The 22889-nt window shown below is 73.4% G+C and carries 17 protein-coding genes and 2 pseudogenes; 9 read left to right on the top strand and 10 right to left on the bottom strand.

Annotated features, from left to right (window positions below; translation table 11 throughout):
- The first annotated feature begins 41 nt into the window (after positions 1–41).
- The 3 genes and pseudogenes from FVS66_RS04885 (at position 42) to FVS66_RS04875 (ending at position 2815) form a co-directional block, all read left to right on the top strand.
- Positions 42–1121 carry a 3-oxoacyl-[acyl-carrier-protein] synthase III C-terminal domain-containing protein gene (locus FVS66_RS04885; protein WP_149179738.1) on the top strand — a complete coding sequence of 360 codons (1080 nt, stop codon included), beginning with the start codon at positions 42–44 and terminating at the stop codon, positions 1119–1121.
- 15 nt (positions 1122–1136) lie between these two features.
- Positions 1137–1631 (top strand): annotated as a pseudogene (locus tag FVS66_RS04880) (isoprenylcysteine carboxyl methyltransferase family protein); the annotation flags it as partial.
- A gap of 167 nt (positions 1632–1798) precedes the next feature.
- The gene (locus tag FVS66_RS04875) at positions 1799–2815 is read left to right on the top strand and encodes an NAD(P)/FAD-dependent oxidoreductase (RefSeq protein WP_149179736.1); all 1017 of its coding nucleotides are present in this window, start codon (positions 1799–1801) and stop codon (positions 2813–2815) included.
- A 109-nt stretch (positions 2816–2924) separates the two neighbouring features.
- Here FVS66_RS04875 and FVS66_RS04870 read toward each other — a convergent pair whose 3' ends face one another.
- Positions 2925–5672: an ABC transporter substrate-binding protein gene (locus FVS66_RS04870; RefSeq protein ID WP_262386813.1), complete on the bottom strand. Its 2748-nt coding sequence runs from the start codon at positions 5670–5672 to the stop codon at positions 2925–2927.
- A 119-nt stretch (positions 5673–5791) separates the two neighbouring features.
- Positions 5792–7411 (bottom strand): phospholipase D-like domain-containing protein, encoded by a 1620-nt coding sequence (locus FVS66_RS04865; RefSeq protein ID WP_149179735.1) that lies wholly within the window; start codon positions 7409–7411, stop codon positions 5792–5794.
- Between the two features lie 210 nt (positions 7412–7621).
- Between FVS66_RS04865 and FVS66_RS04860 the strand changes: the two genes are divergently transcribed.
- Together FVS66_RS04860 and FVS66_RS04855 are read left to right on the top strand one after the other, a co-directional pair.
- The gene (locus FVS66_RS04860) at positions 7622–9703 is read left to right on the top strand and encodes a SpoIIE family protein phosphatase (RefSeq protein WP_149179734.1); all 2082 of its coding nucleotides are present in this window, start codon (positions 7622–7624) and stop codon (positions 9701–9703) included.
- A gap of 2 nt (positions 9704–9705) precedes the next feature.
- Complete coding sequence (locus tag FVS66_RS04855) at positions 9706–12171, top strand: SpoIIE family protein phosphatase (protein WP_149179733.1); 2466 nt, start codon at positions 9706–9708, stop codon at positions 12169–12171.
- Positions 12172–12194: 23 nt separating this feature from the next.
- Here the strand turns inward: FVS66_RS04855 and FVS66_RS36735 are convergent.
- Positions 12195–12499, bottom strand: a pseudogene (locus tag FVS66_RS36735) (YfcE family phosphodiesterase); the annotation flags it as partial.
- A gap of 450 nt (positions 12500–12949) precedes the next feature.
- Here FVS66_RS36735 and FVS66_RS04845 point away from each other — a divergent pair.
- Positions 12950–14212: a cytochrome P450 gene (locus tag FVS66_RS04845; RefSeq protein WP_149179732.1), complete on the top strand. Its 1263-nt coding sequence runs from the start codon at positions 12950–12952 to the stop codon at positions 14210–14212.
- 249 nt (positions 14213–14461) lie between these two features.
- Here the strand turns inward: FVS66_RS04845 and FVS66_RS04840 are convergent, their stop codons facing one another.
- The 7 genes from FVS66_RS04840 to FVS66_RS04810 form a co-directional block, all read right to left on the bottom strand.
- Positions 14462–15022, bottom strand: coding sequence for a hemerythrin domain-containing protein (locus FVS66_RS04840; RefSeq protein WP_149179731.1), 561 nt, complete (start codon positions 15020–15022; stop codon positions 14462–14464).
- A gap of 143 nt (positions 15023–15165) precedes the next feature.
- Complete coding sequence (mnhG, locus tag FVS66_RS04835; RefSeq protein ID WP_149179730.1) at positions 15166–15552, bottom strand: monovalent cation/H(+) antiporter subunit G; 387 nt, start codon at positions 15550–15552, stop codon at positions 15166–15168.
- Positions 15549–15815: a monovalent cation/H+ antiporter complex subunit F gene (locus tag FVS66_RS04830; protein ID WP_149179729.1), complete on the bottom strand. Its 267-nt coding sequence runs from the start codon at positions 15813–15815 to the stop codon at positions 15549–15551. Before FVS66_RS04830 ends, mnhG begins: the two co-directional genes overlap by 4 nt.
- Positions 15812–16384 carry a Na+/H+ antiporter subunit E gene (locus FVS66_RS04825; RefSeq protein ID WP_149179728.1) on the bottom strand — a complete coding sequence of 191 codons (573 nt, stop codon included), beginning with the start codon at positions 16382–16384 and terminating at the stop codon, positions 15812–15814. The genes FVS66_RS04830 and FVS66_RS04825 overlap by 4 nt, the downstream gene beginning before the upstream one ends.
- The gene (locus tag FVS66_RS04820; RefSeq protein WP_187645384.1) at positions 16381–17919 is read right to left on the bottom strand and encodes a Na+/H+ antiporter subunit D; all 1539 of its coding nucleotides are present in this window, start codon (positions 17917–17919) and stop codon (positions 16381–16383) included. The genes FVS66_RS04825 and FVS66_RS04820 overlap by 4 nt, the downstream gene beginning before the upstream one ends.
- The gene (locus tag FVS66_RS04815) at positions 17916–18332 is read right to left on the bottom strand and encodes a Na(+)/H(+) antiporter subunit C (RefSeq protein WP_222946894.1); all 417 of its coding nucleotides are present in this window, start codon (positions 18330–18332) and stop codon (positions 17916–17918) included. The genes FVS66_RS04820 and FVS66_RS04815 overlap by 4 nt, the downstream gene beginning before the upstream one ends.
- Positions 18329–21253 carry a Na+/H+ antiporter subunit A gene (locus FVS66_RS04810; RefSeq protein ID WP_149179726.1) on the bottom strand — a complete coding sequence of 975 codons (2925 nt, stop codon included), beginning with the start codon at positions 21251–21253 and terminating at the stop codon, positions 18329–18331. Before FVS66_RS04810 ends, FVS66_RS04815 begins: the two co-directional genes overlap by 4 nt.
- Before the next feature lie 327 nt (positions 21254–21580).
- Between FVS66_RS04810 and FVS66_RS04805 the strand changes: the two genes are divergently transcribed.
- The 3 genes from FVS66_RS04805 (at position 21581) to FVS66_RS04800 (ending at position 22887) form a co-directional block, all read left to right on the top strand.
- Positions 21581–22063: a retropepsin-like aspartic protease gene (locus FVS66_RS04805; protein ID WP_187645383.1), complete on the top strand. Its 483-nt coding sequence runs from the start codon at positions 21581–21583 to the stop codon at positions 22061–22063.
- Between the two features lie 105 nt (positions 22064–22168).
- A complete protein-coding gene (locus FVS66_RS34805; protein ID WP_187645382.1) occupies positions 22169–22312 on the top strand; it encodes a hypothetical protein in 144 nt (47 codons plus the stop codon).
- A 5-nt stretch (positions 22313–22317) separates the two neighbouring features.
- Positions 22318–22887 (top strand): PRC-barrel domain-containing protein, encoded by a 570-nt coding sequence (locus FVS66_RS04800; protein WP_149179724.1) that lies wholly within the window; start codon positions 22318–22320, stop codon positions 22885–22887.
- The last annotated feature ends 2 nt before the right edge of the window (positions 22888–22889 follow it).

The raw sequence follows: 22889 nt of genomic DNA, 5'->3' as shown, positions 1-22889 counted from the left end.
GGGGCACACATGGCTCACGACGCCCCCGACATGGAGCCTTGATGACCCGGATCGCAGCCGTTCACGGAGTCCTGGCACCTCACCGGTACGCCCAGCACGAGATCACCGACATGGTGGCCCGCAACTGTCTGCCCGCCGGTGCCGACCGACGCGTCCTCGACCGCCTGCACAGCAGCGCGCGGGTGCGGAGCCGTCACATGGCGCTGCCGCTGGACCGGTACGGCGGACAGGACGACTTCGGCGCGGTCAACGACATCTACATCTCGGGTGCCGTCGACCTCGGTGCCGAGGCGGTCTCCGGGGCGCTGCGTGCGGCGGGGCTCTCCCCGCGGGACGTGGACCTGCTGCTGTTCACGTCCGTGACGGGTATCGCCGCGCCGTCCGTGGACGCCCGGCTCGTCGGGCGGCTCGGGCTGCGGCCGGACGTCCGGCGGCTGCCCGTCTTCGGGCTGGGCTGTGTGGCGGGCGCGACCGGTATCGCCCGGCTGCACGACTATCTGCGGGGGTGGCCCGACCAGGTCGCCGTGCTGCTCTCCGTGGAACTGTGCTCGCTGACGTTCCAGCGGTCCGACGCCTCTCCGGCCAATCTGATCGCGACCGCGCTGTTCGGCGACGGAGCCGCCGCCGTCGTCGCCTGCGGTGCCCGGAGGAACCCGGCAGCGGCGGCGGGCACGGCGGCGGCCGGACCGACCGTGGTGGCGAGCCGCAGCCGTCTCTACCCGGACACCGAGCGGCTGCTGGGCTGGGACATCACCTCGTCCGGCTTCCGTGTCGTCCTGGACCCGGCCGTACCCGAGGTGGTGCGCAAGAACCTCGCCGGCGACGTCGACGGCTTCCTCTCGGACCACGGCCTCGGCCGGGGCGATGTGACGGCATGGGTGAGCCACGCCGGCGGGCCGAAGGTGCTCGACGCGGTCGCGGAGGCGCTCGACCTGCCGGACAGCGCGCTCGACGTCAGCCGGCGCTCGCTCGCGGAGGTCGGCAATCTGTCGTCCGCGTCCGTCCTGCACATCCTGCGCGACACCCTGACGGCCGGCCCCCGGCCGCCTGCGGGGACTCCGGGCCTGCTGCTCGCCATAGGGCCGGGTTTCTGCACCGAACTGGTCTTGCTGCGCTGGTAGGGACGGGAGAGACGGTTGATCTGGTACACGCTGTTGGTGCTGACGGTCGGTCTGGAGCGCGGCGTCGAGCTGGTGGTGGCCCGCCGTCACACCCGCTGGAGTCTGGCGCGCGGCGCCGTGGAGTACGGGCGGCGGCACTATCCGCCGATGGTGGTCCTCCACACGGGCCTCCTCGTCGGCTGCCTGGCGGAGGTGTGGCTGGCGGGGCGGCCGTTCCTGCCCGCGCTCGGCTGGCCGATGCTGGCCGTGGTCGTCGCGGCGCAGGCGCTGCGCTGGTGGTGCGTGGGGACTCTGGGGCCGCGCTGGAACACTCGCGTGCTGGTGGTGCCCGGCCTGCCGCTGGTGTCCGGCGGGCCGTACCGGTGGCTGCGTCACCCGAACTACGTGGCGGTGGTGGCCGAGGGGCTCGCCCTGCCGCTGGTCCACGGGGCGTGGCTGACGGCCGCGCTCTTCGCCGTGTGCAACGCCGCACTGCTCGTCGTACGGATCCGGTGTGAGCGGGCGGCGCTCGACCTGGCGGTGTCGGCGCCGGACATCTCGAATGCTCCGGACACCGGGAACACCGCGGGCGCTGCGGACATCCCGGGCGGCCCGGGCGCCTCGAACACCCCGAGCGCTCCCGACGTCTCCGCACCGGCCGGCGGCACGGCCACGACCGGCTCCGGGGGCGTGCCACGGTGATCGACGTGCTGGTCGCGGGCGGTGGTCCCGCCGGTCTGGCCACGGCGATCCACGCCACGCTGGCCGGGATGGAGGCCGTCGTGGTGGAGCCGCGCCCGAACCCGGTGGACAAGGCGTGCGGCGAAGGCGTCATGCCCGGCGGAGTGCGGTCCCTGCGCGCGCTCGGCGTCGCCCCGGCCGGCCTTGAGCTTCGCGGCATCCGGTACGTGGACGGCCCGCACCTGGCGGAGGCCGTCTTCCGTGACGGCACGGGCCTGGGTGTACGCCGTACCGAACTGAGCGCCGCGCTGGCCCGGCGGGCGGCCGGACTGGGCGTCCGGGTGCTGCCCGGCAGGGTCGGCGAGGTGCGGCAGGACCCGGACGGGGTGACGGCGGCGGGCCTGCGGGCCCGCTGGCTGGTCGCGGCGGACGGCCTGCACTCCCCCGTCCGCCGCGAACTCGGCCTGGACCTGCCCGGCCGCGGGCCCCGGCGCTACGGCCTGCGACGGCACTATCGCCTACCGCCCTGGTCGGACTTCGTGGAAGTGCACTGGTCGCGGGAGGGCGAGGCGTACGTGACCCCGGTCGCCGACGGCCTGGTCGGGGTGGCCGTGCTGAGCACGGCGCGGCGCACCTACGACACGTACCTGGACCACTTCCCCGAGCTGGCCGACCGGCTCCGGGACGGGACGGCGGTGAGCGGCGTACGCGGTGCCGGGCCCATGCGGCAGCGGGTGCGTGGCAGGGTGGCCGGCCGGGTCCTGCTCGTGGGCGACGCGGCCGGCTACGTCGACGCGCTCACCGGCGAGGGCATCGCGCTCGCGCTGGCGTCGGCCGAGGCGGCGGTGCGGTGCCTGCGCGCCGGACGGCCGCAGGAGTACGACGCGGCCTGGCGGCGGATGTCGCGGCGTCACCGGTTGCTGACGGAGGCGCTGCTCCGGGCCAGTTGCCGACGGGAGGGGGCCCGCCTGATCGTACCGGCGGCCGCCCGTATGCCCCTGCTGTTCGCGGCGGCCGTACACGCCCTCCAGTGAGACCGCCCGACGGGCGCCCGGCGGTGCAGGGACGCGTCGTGGTCCGGGCGGCCCGGCGTGCGACGCCGGCCGCCGCGCCCGGACCGGGGCCGACCGCGGGCTCCGCTCGTCAGGGGCAGGGATGCTTCCGGTCCCCCCACGTGGCACGCACATCGCCCCGTGCCACCGTCCCGCACAGCAGCACGGTCCGCGCCCCCTTGGCGCCGCCGCGCTCCACGGCTATCAGCTTCTCCTCCGTCAGCCGACCACCGCCGGCGGCCCCGTGCGCGTCGATCCATCCGGTCGCGCCCTCGAAGCCGCCGCCGCCGAGCCCCTGGTAGAGCACCGCCTGGAGCAGCCGCCGGTCGAGGCGGCCGTCGTGTCCGCCCGTGCCCCGCCACGCCTGGTCGACGCCCTCCGCGAGGTAGCGCATCGCGTCCCAGGCGAGCGCCACATGGGCGTCCTCCCGCATCGCGCCCGTACGGCTGCCGTGGTCCTTGGCGTAGGTGCGGTCGTACGCGGCGAGGAAGGCGGCCGCCTCGCCGCCGCCCCCCGCGAGCGCCGGTGCCCGGCCGTGGGAGACGTAGTACAGCGTCAGTCCGGCGAAGACCTCCCACGGGCGGCGTTCCTCCGTCAGCGCGTTGGTGACGTCGTCGCCGCCGAGCACGCTCACCCGCGGGCAGTTCCGCGCGTACCGGGTCAGTTCGCCGAGGAACATCTGGAAGAGGCTTCCCCGGCCGGCCCACACCACGGCCGTACGCGGCTCGGCGGCCACCGCGCGGCAGACCTCGCGCGCCAGGTCGTCGATGGTCGCGACCGGGGTACCGGAGAGCGCGCCGGGCACCGGGGACGGCTCGGGCGCGTCCGTCGGCGTGTACAGCAGGGTGTCGGTGCGCTGCTCCCCGTACGCCGCGCGGAAGGCGGACGCGAGGCTCGCGCTGTAGGCGTCCGCCGGATCGGCGACCAGCCGTACCCGCAGGGCCGGCTTGCCCTCCACCATGGGGGCGTGTCCGGCGAACGCGGCCATCACCTGTCCTGCCCGGGTGTCGGTCGATGCCGTCTGGTAGTAGTGCCCGCCCTGGCGCAGCAGTTCGTCGGCGGTGCCCGAGGTGCCGACCATCGGCAGCCCCGCCCTGTCGAAGACGCCCATCGCCTCGAACGTGCGGCGGCGGCTCTGTCCGAAGCCGACGACGCCGACGATGGTGCGGTCCTTGTCGGCGAGGTCGACGACGCGCTCGGCGACCGCCGGGGCGTCCTTGAAGCGGTCGCCGGCGTTCGCGGCGAGGACCCGCAGCGGCACCCGTTCGCCGGACCGGAGTGCCTGTCCGTTGATGTACGCCTGGGCGAGTGCGAGGCCGCGTAGCTCCGCGAGTGTGCCGCCGCGCACCGGGTCCTCGGCGTCCTTGCCGCCGCTGAGGGCGCCGAAGTAGACGACGGTGCGGGCGTCGGGCCGCGGATCGTCGGCGGCCCGGCCGGAAAGCTCCGTCTCCACCTCCTCGTTCTGCCGCTCGATGCGCTGGAGCACATGACGTACGGCCTGTTCGCTGTCGCCGGTGCCGAAGGAGGCGGCGCCCTCCGCGACGCCGACGCACTGTCCGTCCGTGCCGAGGAACGTCGAGCCGAGGCACGGGTCGGGGCCCACCTTGGTGAACGGCACGCCGACCACCAGGCCGGCGGTCACCGCGAGGGCCAGCACGCCCGCGCCGAGGGCGCCGGCCACCTCGGTGCCCGGGCCCCAGCGGTGGGCGGGCGGCGCGAGGGTGGGCCAGCGGCCGAGCCAGTACGTCGCGGCCTGGTCGTCCTCCGGGCCGTCGGCGACCGGGACGACCATGCCCGAGGGGCGTCCTGGCGGGTTGCCGTGCTGGGCGATGTTGGCGAGATCGGCACCGGCCGCGGAGAGTCCGGGCATCTCGATGTCGGGGATGCGGCTGGCGAGGGTCCGTACCCCTGCGGCCACCGCCACCACGGCGGTGCATCTCAGGTCCTCCATGGCGGCCCGGAGTTCGCGGAGGAACCGCTGGATGCGGGAATCGGCCGGGCCCGCCTCCTCGACCAGGATCACGAAGCGGCTGACCCGGCGGCGGCGCCACGGGTCGTACCACCGCTTGCGGCTCGCCCCCTCCAGGTCGGCGAGCAGGGCGTGGACCAGGATGCGGTCGAGCTGCTCGGGGTCGCCGTCCGGGCCGCCGCCGACGAGGTCCAGGGCGGAGCGGAAGAAGTCGGCGGGCGGGGTGCCCTGCTGCTGCCGTACCCACTCGGCGTACCAGCGCCGGGTGCCGGAGCGGTGGCGGCCCAGCATCCGGCGGTTGGCCCGCCGGCCGTACAGGGCGCGCGGCAGCCGCTGGAAGAGCGGGCCCGCGATGAAGTTCCAGAGCAGTTCGAGCAGGGTGCCGCCATTCGCCTGGTCCCGGCCGCCGAGCCACCACAGGCCCCGGGCCGGCGCCGAGACCTGCCGGTGCTGGGCGTAGCAGTGGTCGCGCAGCTCACCCGGCCGGCGTTCCATCAGGCCGCCGGCGGCGGGGGCCGTGACGACGGCGCGCAGCAGCCGGTAGGAGGGCAGCCGCAGGCTGCCGCTGCCCCGGGGCATCGACTCGCCGAGCTGGTAGGCGATCTGCTCGTAGAGTTCGAGCGGCGGGTCGCTGGCGGCCTCGGTCAGATAGGCGTGCGGTGCGAGCCGCTCGTCGCGGCCGGTCAGCCGGGAGCGGAGCCCGGCGGCGATGCGGCGTCCGGCCGTGCCGTCGCCCGGCTCGCTCAGCAGCACCACCGGTACACGGCTGCGGCTGCGGCGTGGCTGCACCACGAGCTTGTCGAAGGCGTCGACGAAGCGCTCGACGCCCGGATAGGCCGGAATCCGGGCCTGTGGTTCCCCCGTTGCCACTTGTCCCCCATCCCCTTCTACGTCCGCGTGTCACGTCACGTCCGGTTCTCCGTCGTACGCGGGCGGTTGCCATGAATGTCAACAGTCGTGCCCCGCAACAACGGTGCGCAACCCGCATATCAGTACGTGTTGTGGTGCCGCAGGCTGAACGGTCGGCCGTCCGGGTCGACGAGAAGGCGGTACAGGGGCAGGGAGAGCCTCTTCGCCATGGGGGACAGGTCCGGCGGGCGGTAGGCGCGCAGCCGCCCGGGTGGCCTGGGGCCGCGGTGACCGCTCTCGTGCCAGGCGTCGAGGGCCGCCGCGCACGCCGCGAAGGCGTCGAAGGCCGTCACCGGGTCGCAGAGGCCGTCGGGCGCCCGCGGGTGCTCGGGCGGGTCCGTGTCCAGGTGTTCACGGGAGAGCCCGAGCCGTAGGTCCCTCGCGTATACGCGTGCGCCGTCGCCGAGCCCGCCGGGGTCGCGGGGCTCGCGCGGGTCGGGGCGCTCGTCCAGGACGGCGCAGGCGAGTTCCGAGTCGTGCGTCCAGGAGCGGAGGTTGATGTTGTCGGATCCGACGGAGGCCCATACGTCGTCGATCACGCACACCTTGGCATGCACGTACACCGGGGTCACGGCGTGGTTCTCCAGTCCGTACACCGCCACGCGCCCGCCGCCCCCGGCGCGCAGCTTCTCCAGGGCGGCGATCCTGCCGACCAGGTGCATCGGCAGGGTGAACCGGCCGGTCCACTCGGGGACGGACGGAATGACCGCGATCAGGCGCAGGTCCCGGTTTGCGGCCAGCGCCTCGGCGAAGGACTCCATCACATGCGGCGACCACAGGTACTGGTCCTCCAGATAGATGAGCGCCCTGGCGCGCCGGAGCGCTTTCAGATAGCCGCGCGCGACGCTCCGCTCCCCGTCGTGGGCGAACCCGTAACCATTCCCGAGGCGGTTGGGGTAGGTGCGCAGCACCTGCACGGTGTGCGTACCGGCGGGCGGCGGGTCCGGCAGCTGGGGCGGCAGTGGGTTCGCGTGGGTGTCCTCGCCGTGCATGAGCCCGCGCAGCCGGGTCACGGGGCTGCGGCTCAGCGGGGCCGGGTCGTCCCAGCGCTCGCGGAAGGTGGCCTCGATGTCGCCGACGGCCGGTCCGCGGATCGCGAGCTGGACGTCGTGCCAGGGCGGACGCGGTCCGTACTCGGCGGCGAAGGGCACCGGCTGCGGGTCACCGAGGTGGGCGGCGGTGTCGTGGCGGCTGTGGCACAGGTCGATTCCGCCGGCGAACGCGATGTCCCGCTCGGGCCTGCCGGGGTGCCGGAGCACGACGAGCTTCTGGTGGTGGGAGCCGCCCGGGCGTACCCGCATGTCGAGGAGGCACTCGCCGCCCGCGGCCTCGATCTCCTCGCCGAGGTGCCGGTTCTGCTCCTGGCTGAAGTGGAAGCGGTCGAGATGCGAGCGCCAGACCAGCCCTTTGACGATCACACCGCGCTCGGCCGCCTCGCCCAGGACCTGGCCGACCTCGCTGCCGTCGTCGCCGCCGAGCCGCTCGTCGGGATCGCCGCGCCAGTCGGTGAACAGGAGCAGGTCGCCGGCCCGCTGCGCGCGGATGGCGGCGAGGAGTTCCCGGAAGTACCTGGCGCCGTGGACCAGCGGCCGCACGTCGTTCCCGGCCGACCACGCTGTTCCGTCCGGCCGACGGCTGTCCAGGCGAGTCGCGGCGTTCCCGCGCTCCCCGGGCGTCAGGAGCCAGTCGGTGAGATCCACGGCACCGGTCCTCCGCCCGTACGGCCCGCCGGTTCGCGTCCGGGCCTCGGTCCGCACAGCTCCATGATGCGCTTCCAGGTGGTGTGACGCAGGCTCGGATACGATTATCCCAGTATCCGGGGACGCTGCCGATGACGCGTCGGCGGCCCTCGGTCGAAAGATCGCCGGGGAGTGGTCGCGAGGAGCCACGCCCCGGGGTTAGGTCGCTGCGTGGACGCACACGAGTCGCCAGATGAGGTGCCGGGTCCACCCCCGTCGGCGGTGGGATACGCGGGTGTGCTCCGCGGCCTCCTTCCGATCGCGCTCTGGAGGACCGACGCACGGGGGCGCATCGTCGAGTGGTCCCTCGCGGCGCAGGAGCTCCTCGGCCACCGTCCGGAGCAGCTGCTGGGGCGGGACGCGGCCCAGGTGCTGCTCCCGGAGACCGACCGGGAGCCGGCCGGCCGGCTGACGCGGAGGGTGCTGGCGGGTGAGGCGGTTGCCGGAACGCTGCCCGTGCGGCACCGCGACGGGCATCACGTGCGGATGGAGATGTGGATCTGTCCCGTCGCCGATCCGCAGGGCGGGACGGGCATCCTGACCATCGCCGTGGAGACCTCCGCGGTCCTGGCCATGCGGGACTCGTCGGCGGCTCTGGAAGGGCTCTTCACCCAGTCTCCGATCGGGCTGGCCGTACTCGGCCCCGATCTGCGCTTTGTGCGCGTGAACGACGCGCTGGCGCGGATGAACGGGGTGTCCGCGGCCGAGCACATCGGCAAGCGGCCGGCCGAGGTCGCGCCGGGGGTCAACGCCGCGGCGCTGGAGACGGTGATGCGGCAGGTCCTCGACCGGGGTGAGGCGGTCGTCGACGTCCGCCGCACCGGCCGGACCGCCGCGGATCCCGAACACGACCGGATCTGGTCGTGCTCGTACGCCCCGCTGGTCGACAACGCCGGCCGGCGGCTGGGATTGATCGCTTCGCTGATCGACATCACCGAGGGGCAGCAGGCGCAGGTCGAGGCGGAGCGGGCGCGGCACCGCTTCGCCCTGCTGGCCGAGGCCGGTACACGTATCGGGACCACCCTGGATCTGCGCCGTACCGCCGAGGAGGTGGTGGAGGTGCTGGTCCCCCAGCTGGCCGACTCGGCGGACGTGCAGCTGCTGGAGGAGGTGCTCGAACCGGATGAGGCCGCCGCGTCCACCCAGGGTGTGGTGCGCCGGGTGGCGGCCGCGTTCCCCGATCCCGCGGCGCCCGTCGAGGACCTGGCGGTGGGGCTGACCTTCCAGGTCCCGCTCGGCTCGGTGTACGAGCAGGTCATCGCCGAGGGGCGGCCCATGAACCTCTACCGGGCCGACGTCCCGGCGCTGATCGACGATCCCCGGGCCGAGCGGCTGCGTACGTACCTCAGCACCCGTGTGGGCTCCTCGCGGCTCGTCCCGCTGGTCGCCCGGGGCAAGGTACTGGGCGCCGTGGTGGTGACACGGGTCCGCGACCGTGAGCGGTTCGACGAGCAGGACCTCGTGCTGATCGACGAGCTGGTCGCCAGGGCGGCCCTGAACATCGACAACGCGCGTATGTACACCAGCCAGCGGAAGGCGGCCCTCACCCTGCAGCGCAGCCTGACGAGCACCGCCCTGCCGGAGGTGACCGGCCTCGAACTGACCGGGCGCTACCTCCCGGCCAGCGACCACGAGGTCGGCGGTGACTGGTTCGACGTCATCGCCCTGCCCGGTAGCAGGACCGGGCTGGTCATCGGGGACGTCATGGGGCACGGCATCCACGCCGCCGCCGTCATGGGCCAGCTGCGTACGGCGGTGCGCACGCTGGCGCGCCAGGACATCCCGCCGGACCGGCTGATGCGTCACCTGGACGCCGCCGTCGCGGACCTGGGTGAGGACGAGATGGCGACGTGTGTCTACGCGGTCCACGACCCGGCCGTCGGCGGCTGCCTGGTCGCCAGGGCCGGGCATCCGCCGCCGGCCGTGGCCGGTCCCGGGGGGAGGGTCGTGTTCCTCGACGGCCACTCGGGTACGCCCTTGGGAGCGGACGGAGACGACTTCCGGACCGAGCGGGTGCCCCTGCCCCCCGGAAGTCTGCTGGTGCTGTACACCGACGGTCTCATAGAGGCCCGCGACCGGGACCTCGACCACGGCCTGCACCAGCTCGCCCAGGCGCTGCGGAGGCTCGACCACCCGTTGGAGGACATCTGTGACCGCATCCTCAGCCGGCTGCTGCCCGCCACGGCGCAGGACGACGTAGCCCTGCTCCTCGCCAGAACTCCACGTCCCGCCCCGAAGGTGCAAGGAGCGTAGGGATGGACACACCGGTGACGAAGCTCAGCGAAGGCCCGGAGGACCCGTTCGCGGTGCGCCGCGCGGCCTCGGCGGTGCTGGACGGCCGGGGGCGGATCGTCGGCTGGAGCATGCGGGCCGAAGCGCTGCTCGGATACGCGGCCGAGGAGGCGCTCGGCCGGCTGGCGGTCGGGCTTCTCGTCGACCCCCGGGACCATGACGTCGTCGTGGACGCGGCGGCGGTCTGCGTACGCGACGGGGGATGGTTCGGAGTCGTGCCCGTACGGGACCGGGACGGGCGACGGGTGGAGCTGGGGTGCCGGATCCGGGAGATCACGAGGGGCGATGGCTCCCCCAGTGAGTGGTTCTGCGTCTGCTCGCCCGCCGACGAGGTGATCCAGTGGGAGACGGACCGGTCGGTCCTGGACGGGCTGTTCCGCCGCTCCCCCATCGGTCTGGCCGTGCACGCCCCGGACCTGAGCATCCTGCGGGTGAACCGGGCGATCACGAAGTTCACCCACATGCCGGTCGAGCAGCACCGGGGGCTGCACACCGGGGACTTCCTGATCCAGCTGGACACCGACACCGTGGAGCGCCAGCTGCGGGACGTACTGGAGACGGGCCGGTCCTCGATCGCCACCGAGCTTCCCTGCCGGCTGAACCGGGACCCGGGCCGTGAGCTGGTCGTGTCGGTGTCGGGTTTCCGGATGGAGGACCCGTCCGGGCGAATCCTCGGTGTGACCCAGACCATCGAGGACGTGACCGAGCGTTACAAGGCCCGCCGTCGCCTCGCCCTCCTCAACGAGGCCGGTGCGCGCATCGGGACCACGCTGGACGTGGCGAGGACCGCACGGGAGCTGGCCGAGGTGGCTGCGCCGGAACTCGCCGACTACGTCTCCGTGGACCTGCTGGCGCCGGTGATCCGAGGTGCGGAGCCGGTGCAGGAGATGCCGGGGCCGCTCTGCCGGACGGCGGTCCGCGGCCCCCTGCCGGACGAGGCCGAAGGGGCGGACGTGATGTACCCGGTGGGCCATACGATCCACGTCCCGGCCGAAAGCCTGCAGGCACGGTGTCTGGCCGAGCGGCGTCCCCTCCTGGACGGCCGGCTGGGGGAGACCGCCGGGTGGTTCCTGGACCCGGAGCGGACGGAACGCGCCCTGCACCTGGGCACCCACTCGCTGATGGTGGTGCCGCTGGTCGCGCGGGGGCTCGTACTCGGGCTGCTCAGTCTGTGGCGGCCGCGCCGGCTGGAGCCGTTCGAGGAGGACGACCTCAAGGTCGCCGAGGAGTTCGCCTCGCGGGCCGCCCTCTGCATCGACAACGCCCGGCGTTACACCCAGCAGCACGAGGCGGCGCTCACCCTGCAGCACAGCCTGCTGCCGCACGAGGTTCCGGGGCATCCGGCGGTCGAGGTCGCCCACCGCTATCTGCCGGCCGACGCCGCGTCCGGCGTCGGGGGTGACTGGTTCGACGTCATCCCGCTGTCCGGGCTTCGCGTCGCCCTGGTCGTCGGCGACGTGGTCGGCCACGGCATCCACGCGGCGGCCATGATGGGGCGACTGCGGACCGCCGTACACACCCTGGCGAACCTCGATCTGACGCCGGACGAGGTCCTCTCCCATCTCGACGATCTCGTGGACCGGCTGGCCACCGAGCAGGAGCCGACCGACGAGCACTCCCCCCAGGTCGTGGGCGCCACCTGTCTGTACGCCGTGTACGACCCGGTCTCCCGGAGCTGCGCGCTCGCCCGCGCCGGTCACCCACCGCCCGCGGTGGTGACCCCGGACGGGCGGGTGCGGGTCCTCGAACTGCCCGCCGGTCCGCCGCTGGGCCTCGGCGGGCTGCCGTTCGAGTCCGCCGAACTGACGCTGGACGAGGGCAGCCTGCTGGCCCTGTACACCGACGGCCTCATCCAGGCCCGCAAGCGGGACGTCGAGCAGAGCCTGGCGGACCTGTGCGAGGCGCTGACCGTGCCCACCCGGTCGCTGGAGGAGACCTGCGCGGTGGTGGAGGGCACGCTGCTGCGCGACCGCGCCACCGACGAGGTCGCCGACGACGTGGCGCTGCTCGTCGCCCGCACCCGGGTCCTGGCGGCGGAGAAGGTCGTCACATGGGAGCTGCCCGTCGAGGCCACAGCGGCCGCCGACGCCCGTACGCTGACGGCGTCCCAGCTGACCGAGTGGGGCCTGGAGGAGATGGCGTTCACCACCGAGCTGATCGTCAGCGAGCTGGTCACCAACGCCTACCGGTACGGGGAGGGGCCGATCACCCTGCGACTCATCCGTGACCGCCGCCTCATCTGCGAGGTGTCCGACACCAGCAGCACCTCACCGCACCTGCGCCGGGCCCGCACCACCGACGAGGGCGGTCGCGGTCTCTTCCTGGTGGCCCAGCTCACCGAGCGGTGGGGCACCCGTTACAAGCGCGACGGCAAGACCATCTGGACCGAACAGCCGCTGTCCGCCGCGCGGGTGCCCGGGGTCCTGTAGCGGCGGCCGGGCCGGTGCGGGTCAGCGGGCGGCGGCCGGGCGAGTCGGACCTCGCGCAGCTGTCCGTCCGCCGGGACGGCTGTCATGCGGGTGTGGTGCGGCTCGCGCCTCCGGTCGGTCGGGGAGCCCGGGTTCAGCGATCGCAGCCCGCCGGGGGCGGTCGTGTCCCACCCGTGAGGCTCCGGACCGTCGTTGTCGCCTTGTCCGCCGATGAGGCGCCGCGTGCGCGCCGCGTGCGCGCCCTGTTCGGCCTGGGCCAGTAGTGCGGGCGGAAGACCTCCGGCGCGGGTGGCAGACGGGTGTCGGAGGTGAGCAACAGCCGCCTCACCTTCGGGGGACCACCGCGCCCCGGACGATACGCCGCGTACTCTGTCGGTCTGTTCCGCACCGACACGGACCGGGACACGGACGGGTACGCGGGCCGGACGGGAGTCCACCGAGACGCCGGCTGCCGCCGGGAGGTACGTCGCCCGTCACGCGGGGCCTGCTGCCGGTGCTCGTACTCGCGTCGGCGATGCCGCTCGAACGCACCGGCGATCGTCGGCGGCCGGGCGCCGGAACCGGAAGTGGGCATCGAGGCGGACGCTCCTCGCTCGCCGTGCGGGGTGACCCCCGCACCCGCGCCGAACGGCCCTGCCCGCCGTGGGGCACACCCGTCGCAGGAGCCCGCCGGTGCCCTTCCGCCTGCCCGGCGGCCGGGCCGCGCGCGGCCGTGTGCATACTGGCCGGGTCGGATTCGGTGTGCGGGAACGGCTTGCGCCGCCGCGGGGAGGGCTTCATGGCAGGCGGGACGGTCCCGGTGACGGACGAGGACGCTCTGGCGGGCCTCGACCTGTTCGGCGAGGGATTCGTCGCCGACCCGTATCCGGTGTTCGCCGCGCTGCGGCGGTCCTCGCCGGCCCACCACGATCCCGCGACAGGGCTGTGGCTGGTCAGCCGCTACGAGGACGTCGAGCGGGTCCTGCTCGACCCGGCCGGCTTCCTGCCCGACAACGCGCAGCACGCCGTGACGCGGCTGCCCGTCCCGGCGCTCCGGGTGCTCGCCAGGGCGGGCTTCGGCCTGCCGCCGGCCCTCGCCAACAACGGCGGTCCGTCACACGCGGGTCTGCGCCGTCTCGTCACGCGGTTCTTCAGCGCCGCGCAGGTGACCGCCTCGGTCCCGCTCGTCGAGCGGACGGCGCGGGAGCTGCTGGCGGGCGCCGGTGACGAGCTGGACGCGACGGGCACGTACGACCTCACCGCCGACTTCGCCCGGCTCCTGCCGTGCCGGGTGATGATGCGGCTGCTGGGCGTCGAGGGGATCGCCCCGGACACCCTGGTCGAGTGGAGCGACGCCGCACTGGAGCTGTTCTACGGAAGGCCCGGCGCGGAGCGCCAGGTCGTGCTGGCCGGGCTGGTCGGCGACTTCCACCGGTGGCTGACCTCGCAGGTCACCGACGGCGCCGGCGCGGAGGGCCTGATCGGCAGTCTGCGGAGCCATCGGCTGCCGGACGGTTCGGCGCTGGACGTGCCGACCGCGGTGGCGGTCTGCTTCTTCGTCTTCATCGCCGGGCAGTCGACCACCGGCCAGCTGATCTCCACGGTCCTGCGGACCACCTGCGCCGACCCCTCGGCATGGGCGCGGGCCTCCCAGGACGACGATTTCGCGCGTACCTGGGTGGACGAGGTGCTGCGCCGCGAGCCGCCCGTCACCACATGGCGGCGGGTGGCGGCGCACGACACGGAACTGTCCGGTGTCCCGGTGCCGGCCGGGGCGGAGCTGCTGCTGATGCTGATGGGTACGGGATCCGACCCGTCGGTCTTCCCCGAGCCGGAGCGGCTCTGCCCGCACCGGGAGAACACCCGCCGCCATCTCTCCTTCGGCGCCGGACGGCACCGGTGCCCGGGAGCTCTCCTGGCGCGCACCGAGGCGGAGATCGCTCTGCGGACGGCGGCCCGGGTCCTGCCCGGCGTACGGCTCCTCGACGACGGCAGGCCCGACATGCTGGGCCTGCTCTCGTTCCGGGCACCGCGCCGGGTGCCGGTGATCCGCGCCACTTAGGGAGTGTCCGGCGGATCATGCCGACATCCGAGCCGGGCGCCCTTGTCCTGCTGGTGAGCGGGGTCTGGTGCGTGCAGGTGCAAGGCGGAGGAGGGTGTCGATGCGTGGGGCTCCCCCCTGCTCGAGCGGAGTCGAGAGCTTGGGGGAGTCGACAACCGACGACAACGCCGCAGATGCGCGTGCCAGACCCCGCGGCCCAGGCATGCTCCGCCGGACACGACCTAGCCGTCGGCGGTCCCTCCCTCGGGTTCAGCCCCGGCCGCGGCCGCTGAGCATGTCCCGGAACCGGTCCACCATGCCGATCCCCGGGGCGAGGAGCTTGTCGGCGGGCGGCGTGTCGGGGGCCGCGGGGTGGGGGCGGGTGGGGGCCGTCTTCTTGGCGAAGCGCACCTTGTCGCCCAGCTCGTCCAGGGTTCCGGCGGGGCAGGACTCGGCGAGGAGCGGGAACAGACGGCTCTCCTCGTCGTTGACGTGCGTGGTGACGGCCGTCTCCAGCCGGGAGATCAGGCCGTCGAACCGGCGGTCGCCTGGCTCGCACGCCTCCAGTTCCTTGAGCATGCGCTCCATTTCGCCGTGGTCGGCGATCTCCTTGTCGGCGAGGTCGTCCCCGCCGTCGACGTACCGGCGCACCGAGGGGTACAGGTACTCCTCCTCGGCGACCATGTGCCGGACCAGCTCCATGGTGAGCTGGTCGGCCACCTCGCGACGGCCGGCATCTCCTTCGGGCATCGACCGGATCCGCCCGAAGAGGTTCTCCACCTCACGGTGGTCCGCGGTCAGTTCCTGGATGACATTTCCGCCATGCGCCATGATCAGTGTGCTCCTCGTCGTGTCTGGACAGCTCGATTGCGGGCTCGGCAGCCGTAGATCATCGATTCCATGCCGTCCGCCCGGCGGAACGGGCCGCCGGGCCCCACCACCCGAGTGGCCTCCGCACGCGGGAAGGCGAGGCCCTAACGACCGTCGTCCTCGGACGGTGTCTCCGTGCCGCCACCCGATGTGTCCTGCGGGAACAGCCGCTCCCTGAGCTCGTCGCGCACCAGGATCCGCCGGTCGACGGAGCGGGTGCGATAGGCGACGCGCCCGACGATCTGGCCCGTCACCGGCGCCGTGACCAGCTGGAACAGCGCGATCAGCAGCAGTGTCGGGGCGACGGCCACCGGCATGCGCACACTCGCGCCGACGAGTACGAGGAGCAGCCCCGCGGACTGGGCCTTGGCCGAGGCGTGCAGGCGGGTCACCGTGTCCGGGAAGCGCAGCAGCCCCAGTGCGGCGAGCAGGCAGAAGCCGCTGCCGGCCAGAATCAGAGCCGCCGCCGCGACATCGCGCAGGATGTTCACCGCATGCCCTCCCGCCTCTCGACCAGGTGCGCCGCGGTCACCGATCCGATGAAGACGAGCAGGGACAGGACGAGCAGGACGGGCAGCAGGGTCGCCTCGCCGTGCAGCGCCATGTGCACCGCGGCCCCGGCGATGATCATCGTAACGATTACGTCCAGGGCGACGATCCGGTCCAGGGCGGCGGGGCCCCGGAGAAGACGCAGCAGGGTCAGCAGGGCGGCCGTCGCCACCATGGCCAGGCACAGGTGCAGTACGACGGTCATCGGCCGTCCTCCTCACGCCGGGCGTCCTCCTCGCGCCGGCCGTCGTTCGGTGCGGGCGGGCCGGTGGCGAGCGCCGCCACGACGCGCCGGTCGGCCGACTGCACCTCGCGCCGGCGGTGCTCGACGTCCGCGCGGTCTCGGACCGGGAGGGCGTGGACGTACAGCAGCCGGCGGCGGCGGTCGATCTCCAGGACGAGCGTCCCGGGGGTCAGCGTCGTCAGGTTGGCCACCGCGGTCACCATCAGGTCCGTGTCGGCACGGAGCGGGACCTCGATGACGGCGGCGGAGGTCTTGGGGCCGTGGCGGACGGCTTCCCAGCCGACCGTGACGGCCGAGGCGAGGACGTCGGCCACGAGGAGACCGACGAGCCGCACGGATCGTACGGGACGCAGGGCTACATGGGACGCCAGCGGGGGCAGCGGGAACATCACGACCACCCCGACCGCCACGGCGATGCCGCTGATCAGGACCGGGGCGCTGAGGGAGCCCCACAGCAGCACCCACAGCAGCCACAGCCAGCCGATCGTGGGGGCGTGGCCGACGGTGAGACTGCGCGCGGCAGAACTCATGGTTCCTCCTCGGTGAGCACGGCGGACCGGTAGGGCTGGGGATGGACGAGGTCCTGGGCCGCTTCTTCCGCCACCCGGGCGAGGGGGCCCGCGGACACCGCGAGCAGCACACCGGTGACCGCCATGGCGGCTGTCGAGCCGAGCATCAGCACAGCGCCCCGCCGTGTCCCTCGCGGCTGGCCGGTCCAGTCGCCGGAGTCGGCCACGGGGGTACCGCGGACCTCGTCGGGCTCGCCCCAGAACGCCGCGTTCCACACCTTCGCCATGGCGTAGAGGGTCAGCAGACTGGTGAACACGGCCGCCGCGGCGAGCGCGTACCCGGTCGGCCCCGCCTCGGAGATCCCGGCCCGCAGCAGGGCGACCTTCGCCACGAATCCGGAGAAGGGCGGCACACCGGAGATACTCAGGGCCGGAAGGGCGAAGAGGACGGCGATCCGGGTGGAGGGGGCTCCCAGGCCCTTCATCCGGTGCAGTGCCGCGGTCCCGGTCCGCCGGACCACCAGGCCGGCGGTGAGGAAGAGCGCCGCCATGACGACGATGTGGTGAACCATGTAGAGGATCGTCCCGGTCAGCCCGGCGGTGTCGAAGAGGGCGAGCCCGAACAGCATGAACCCGATATGGCTCACCAGCGTGAACGAGAGCAGCCGGTGGATGTCGTCCTGCGCGATGGCCCCGAGGATGCCGACCAGCATGGTGGTGACGGCCACCGCCGCCAGCAGGACCCACGCCCCGTCGCGGGGGAAGATCAGTGTCTGGGTACGCAGCAGCGCGTAAAGGCCCACCTTGGTGAGGAGGGCGGCGAAGACGGCCGTGATCGGCGCGGGCGCGGTCGGATAGCTGTCGGGCAGCCAGAAGTGCAGCGGGACGAGCGCCGCCTTGATGCCGAAGACGGTGAGCAGCAGAAGTCCCAGCACCGTCCGCAGCCCCTCGGGGAGGGCGGCGACGCGTGCGGTGAGCTGAGCCAGCGTCACAGTGCCGGTGGCGGCGTAGGTGAACGCGACGGCGGAGAGGAAGAGCAGCGACGAGGTCAGACTGACGATCGTGTACGTCATGCCTGCGCGTGTGCGGGACTCCCGCGCGTCCAGGGTGATGAGTACGTAGGAGGCCCCGAGCATCACCTCGAACGCCACGAAGAGGTTGAACAGGTCGCCCGAGAGATAGGCGAGTGACACACCGCTGACGAGGACGAGATAGGCGGGGTGCAGTACGGCCGCCGCTCCGGGCCGCTCCTCGGCGGTGCCCTGTCCGATGGCGAACAGCAGCACCGCGAGGGCCACCAGCGCCGAGACCGTGAGAAGCAGCGTGGACAGCCGGTCGGCGACCAGGGCGATACCGGCGGGGGCCGGCCATCCGCCGACGTGGACGACGAGCGGACCCCGGGCGTGGGAGAGCGCGAGCAGAGCCGTGGCCGCCGCGAGGACGACGGCCAGCGTGGTGGTGCTGACGGCCCGTTCGGCCCATGGCGGCAGACCGAACAGGGAGACGCCGGCGGCGATGAACGGGAGGAGTACGGGAAGGGCGGTCAGCGTGTTCATGATCGCTCCTCCCCTGGGCCCGCCTTCGGCTTCTTCTCCCCGGCCCGGTCGCCGACCTCGCCGATGCGCCGGTCCTCCACGTCGTCCCGTACCTCGTCGTGGCCGGACAGCCGCCAGGAGCGGTAGGCGAGCGCGACCAGGAACGTCGTCAGGCCGAAGGTGATGACGATCGACGTGAGGGCCATGGCCTGGGGCAGCGGGTCGGCCACCCCGGCCGCGTCCGTGTCGCCCTCCGTGATGATCGGCGGCTTTCCCGGCGCGCCGCCGGACACGAGCAGCAGCAGGTTGGTGCCGTGTCCCAGCAGGATGAAGCCGAGCACGATACGCATCAGCGACCGTTGCAGCATCAGGTAGAAGCCGACGGAGAAGAGCGTGCCGACGACGACGGCCATGGTGAGGTCGAGGGTGGTCACGCGCCCTCCCGCCGGTGCTCCGCCGCGGGCTCGTCCCGCTGTTCGCGGTCGGCGCCGTCCTCGTTGGCGAGCGACACGCCGACTCCGGAGAGAAGTTTCAGCGTGACGCCGATGACGAGCAGGTAGACGCCGATGTCGAAGAACAGGCTGGTGGCGAACTTCACCGTGCCGACCACCGGTAGGTGCGTGGTGAGCACCGTGCTGGTGAGCGGCGCCTCGCCGTAGGCCACGGGCAGCAGCCCTGTCCCCGCCGCGACGGCGAACCCGGTACCCGCGACGGCGCCCGGCCCGACGGGGATGGCCACACCGAGGTCGGCCCTTCCGCCCACCAGGTAGCGCAGGACGAGCGCCTGGCTGGCCACCAGTCCGCCGGCGAAGCCGCCGCCCGGCCGGTCGTGCCCGGAGAACAGCAGGAACAGGGCGAGAACCAGCGCGGACGGGAAGAGCAGCCTGGTGACGACCTCCAGGAGCACGGACCGTTCCTCCCCGGGGCGTTCGTCCGCTCCCGGCAGCCACTTCTCCTGCGGCTCGTCCCAGTGCGCGGCACGGGTGGGGGTCTCCCGTTCCCGCTCCCGCTCTCGCTTCTGTTCTCGTTGCCGTTCCCGTTCTCGCTCCGTCGGCGTCCGTGGTCGGCCGTCCGTCCACACACGGATGAGGCTGACCACCCCGATCGCCGTCACCAGCAGGACCGCGATCTCCCCCATGGTGTCCAGGGCACGGAAGTCGACGATGATCGCGTTCACCGCGTTATGGGCTCCCGTCTCGGGGAGGAGGCGCAGCTGCTCCACCGAGACCGCGGGCGGGTGTTCCACGGAGGTGGTCACCAGGGCGAGCGTGGCGGCGAACACCCCGACGAGAGCCGCCACCGTGGCGCGCGCCAGGCGTACGGGCCGGGTCGTACGCCCCGGGGTGAACCGAGCGGGCATCCGGCGCAGCACGAGCACGATCACGACGAGGGTCATGGTCTCGACGAGGAACTGGGTGAGTGCCAGGTCCGGGGCGCCCTGCAGCAGGAAGAGTCCCGCGACTCCGTAACCCACCGCTCCGGCCATCAGGACCCCGGTCAGCCGGTAACGCGTGCGGACGACCGCGAAGGTCGTGGCAAGCACCCCGAGGGCCAGGGGGATCTCGATGAGCGAGCGCCACAGCCGTGGCCCGCCGAGGGACGGCCCCATGGCGGCCAGGGCCGTGCCGGGGACGAAGGCCAGGGTGAGGAGGATCACCGTCAGGTAGACCGGCAGTGAGCCCACCTGGGTGCGTCCGGTCAGCCAGAGGGCGACGGCGTCGAGCGCGCTCCGGGCCCGCTCGAACCCGTTCTCGGCCCGGACGCGGCCGGGAAGGGCGAGGAGCCGGCCGACGGCTTCCCCGAGACGGCCCCGCGTCCCCGCGTACACGAGCGCACCGGCGGCGACGGTGAGGGCGGACAGCCCGAGGACGGGCGTAAGGCCGTGCCACAGGGCGATGTCGTACCCGCCGTCCGGTCCGGTGGGGTAACCGTCGGCGTACGCCCGCGCGACGGTCGCCATCGCCGGGTAGTAGACGCCCAGCACGAGACCGGCCACCGACAGCGCGGCCGCGGGTGCCACGAAGCCGGGCGGGAGCCGCCCGGCCGTGGGCGACGTGCCGCCTTCCGGCGGGTCGCCGCCGAACGCACCGGCGAGGAAGCGTGCCGAGTAGGCCACCGTCAGTACGGAACCGGTGACGAGGCCCATGAGGAGCCACCCCCCGCCCGGCATCGGGGGGTGCAGGAACGCCTCGTAGGCGGCCTCCTTGCCGAGGTACCCGAGCAGCGGCGGCAGCCCGGCCATGGAAGCCGCGGCCAGGGCGGCGACCGCGTAGAGGGCGGGCTCCCGGCGGCCGAGCCCGGACAGTTCGCGCAGGTCACGCGTTCCGGTCCGGTGGTCGACGATTCCGACGGTGAGGAAGAGGGCGGCCTTGAAGGCGGCGTGGGCGGCGAGCATCACCGTGCCGGCCACGGCCGCCGTGCGGGTGCCGGCGCCGAGCAGGGCGATCAGCATGCCGAGCTCGCTCACGGTGCCGTAGGCCAGCAGCCGTTTGAGGTCGGTCTCGGTGAGGGCGCGCCATGCCGCGAGGACCATGGTGGTCAGTCCGACCGCGAGGACCATGGGACGCCACGGTCCGGCGTCGGCCAGTCCGGGCGCGAGCCTGGCGACCAGGTAGACACCGGCCTTGACCATGGCGGCGGCGTGCAGGTAGGCGCTGACCGGAGTCGGCGCGACCATCGCGGCGGGCAGCCAGCCGTGCAGCGGCATCTGGGCCGACTTGGCGAAGGCGCCGACGAGGACGAGAGCCACCGCCGCGGCCACGGTGGCGCCCCGAGGCGGGTCCGCCAGGATCGCGGAGATGCGGTACGTGCCGGCGGCCTGGCCGAGCAGGACGAAGCCCAGGAGCATCGCCAGACCGCCCGCCGCGGTCACCAGGAGCGCCTGCCGAGCCGCCCACCTGCGGGGCCGCTCCATGCCACGGCCGGCGATGAGCAGGAACGACACGACGGTCGTCAGTTCCCAGAAGACGTAGAGCACGAACAGGTTGTCCGCGAGGACCAGTCCGGACATCGCCCCGGCGAAGGCCACCAGGAGCGCGGCCTCCCGGGCGTGGTCCTCCACCACGTAGTGGTGCGAGTAGAGCAGAACCAGTGCCCCCACTCCCCCGACGATCCACAGCATCAGCAGGGCGAGCGCGTCCAGGCGCAGATCGACCGTCAGCCCGAGGGTCGGGGCCCACTGCACCGACTCCCGCACCGGTACGCCGCCGAGGACTCCGGCCGCCTGGGCACCGGCCCACGCGACGGTCGCCAGGGGCACCAGCGCGGCCAGGAACCACACGCCCCGCCCCAGCCGCCGGCCCCACCACGGGAGAACCAGCGCGACGCCCGCGTGGGCGGCCAGCAGGTACAGCAACGCGCCGCTCTCCCCTCCTCGCCCCTTCTCCGGGCGCGCACGGGCACCCCGTCGGTGCAGTGCCCCACATGCCGCACGCTCGGCAACGGATGGCCGGGTGCCCGGGCGGGAGCGAACTGACACATGCGGATCAGCGCAGTGGGTGCCGGGCCGCGCACCATCATGTCCGCACCTCGGCGAGAAGAGCCGTCACCACGCGGCACGGGGAGCCGATCGGGTGCTGGTCACACGGGTTTGCGAAGCGATCGAGGGGGAACCCCGGCCCACATGGTTGCGCCGGACGGCCGAGTGCCCGACAGGCGGTGTGGGCGGAAGGACCGACTCGCCGTGGTGCTGCTTGCCGCGCTGCTCCTCGCGGGCTGCGTCGTGTACGACGACTCGACCGACGGGCCGGCCTCTCCGGGGGCGGCCCGCGAAGTACCGCTCAGGGTCGTGGAGCAGGGCGGGCGGGCGCTGGCGTTCGTCCCGGTGACCATCGCCGGGGAGGGGCCCTTCATGTTCGCCCTGGACACGGGCGCCTCCGCCAGCGTCGTCGACGACGACGTCGCCGACGAGGCGGGCCTGCGGCTCACCGGCGAGAGCGCTCCGGTCAGCGGAATCCTCGGCAGCGGGAGGGTCCCCGTGGCGAGGGTGAACGAGTGGAAGGTGGGTGACGTCCCGCTCGACCCGGGACGGGTCGCGGTCATCGACCTCGGCCCGGCGCGGGGAGCCGGTGACATCCAAGGGCTGCTCGGCTCGGACGTGCTCAGCGACTTCGGGTCGATCGTCATCGACTACGACGAGGGCACCCTCACCGTCCCCGCTCCCTGACCGACCACGGGCCGGCCTCACCGCCTCCGGTCGCCACCGGGGCGGCGGATGCCCGACCCTGGAAGAAGGAACACATCTCGAAGCGTCCAGCGAAGGGGACCGGAGATGGACTGGTGGATCTGGCTGGTCATCATTGTCGCGATCGTCGTGGCGCTCGCCGCCGGGGCCCTGTCCCTGCAGGCACGGCGCCGCTCAGGTGGGGTCATCGCCCAGGGCCGGGGCCGGCCCCGCGGCAGGAAACGGCGGTGAGAAGCATGACCACTTACATACGGGCAGGCGAGATCACCAAGATGCCGGTGGTCACCCTGGCCGGGGACGACATCGCGCAGGTGAAGGACATCGTCTTCGACGCCGTCCAGGGGAACATCCGCTGCTTCACGCTCGCCGGGCGTGGCCTGCTGGCGGGCCCGCTCCACCTGGCCCTGCCGTGGGGCAACGTCCATTCCCTGGGACCGGACGCGGTCATGGTGCGCGACGCGAACGCGCTGGAGGAGGACGCAGCGGCCGCCCGCAGGCGTGGGAAGGGCTCGGGCGGGGGCGACGTGCTGGGTACCGCGTTGACGACGCAAAGCGGCACGCGGCTGGGAACCATCACGGACGCCGTCCTCGCGACGGGCAGGACGCCCGCGGTCGCCGGCTACGAGATCGACACCGCCGAGCGCCACCGCATCCTGGTCCCGGTGGGCGGCCCCGTCACCGTCTCGGCCGAGCGGGTACTCGTCCCCGACGCCACCGCCCAGCACAGCTCGGGCGACCTGGAAGGGTTCGGCGCGGCCGCCGAGGGCCTGCGTCGCCACCTCCAGGAGCACCCTCAGGAGGACTGACC

The sequence above is a fragment of the Streptomyces sp. TRM49041 genome (assembly GCF_008271805.1).
Taxonomy (GTDB): domain Bacteria; phylum Actinomycetota; class Actinomycetes; order Streptomycetales; family Streptomycetaceae; genus Streptomyces.
The sequence above is the reverse complement of the archived record's forward strand: the minus strand, read 5'-3'. Positions and strand labels throughout refer to the sequence as shown.

Coding starts and splice junctions, on each gene's coding strand:
- FVS66_RS04885 (WP_149179738.1), top strand. CDS start 42: ATGACCCGGATCGCAGCCGTTCACGGAGTCCTGGCACCTCACCGGTAC.
- FVS66_RS04855 (WP_149179733.1), top strand. CDS start 9,706: ATGGACACACCGGTGACGAAGCTCAGCGAAGGCCCGGAGGACCCGTTC.
- FVS66_RS04845 (WP_149179732.1), top strand. CDS start 12,950: ATGGCAGGCGGGACGGTCCCGGTGACGGACGAGGACGCTCTGGCGGGC.
- FVS66_RS04840 (WP_149179731.1), bottom strand. CDS start 15,022: ATGGCGCATGGCGGAAATGTCATCCAGGAACTGACCGCGGACCACCGT.
- FVS66_RS04830 (WP_149179729.1), bottom strand. CDS start 15,815: ATGACCGTCGTACTGCACCTGTGCCTGGCCATGGTGGCGACGGCCGCC.
- FVS66_RS04825 (WP_149179728.1), bottom strand. CDS start 16,384: ATGAGTTCTGCCGCGCGCAGTCTCACCGTCGGCCACGCCCCCACGATC.
- FVS66_RS04820 (WP_187645384.1), bottom strand. CDS start 17,919: ATGAACACGCTGACCGCCCTTCCCGTACTCCTCCCGTTCATCGCCGCC.
- FVS66_RS34805 (WP_187645382.1), top strand. CDS start 22,169: ATGGACTGGTGGATCTGGCTGGTCATCATTGTCGCGATCGTCGTGGCG.
- FVS66_RS04800 (WP_149179724.1), top strand. CDS start 22,318: ATGACCACTTACATACGGGCAGGCGAGATCACCAAGATGCCGGTGGTC.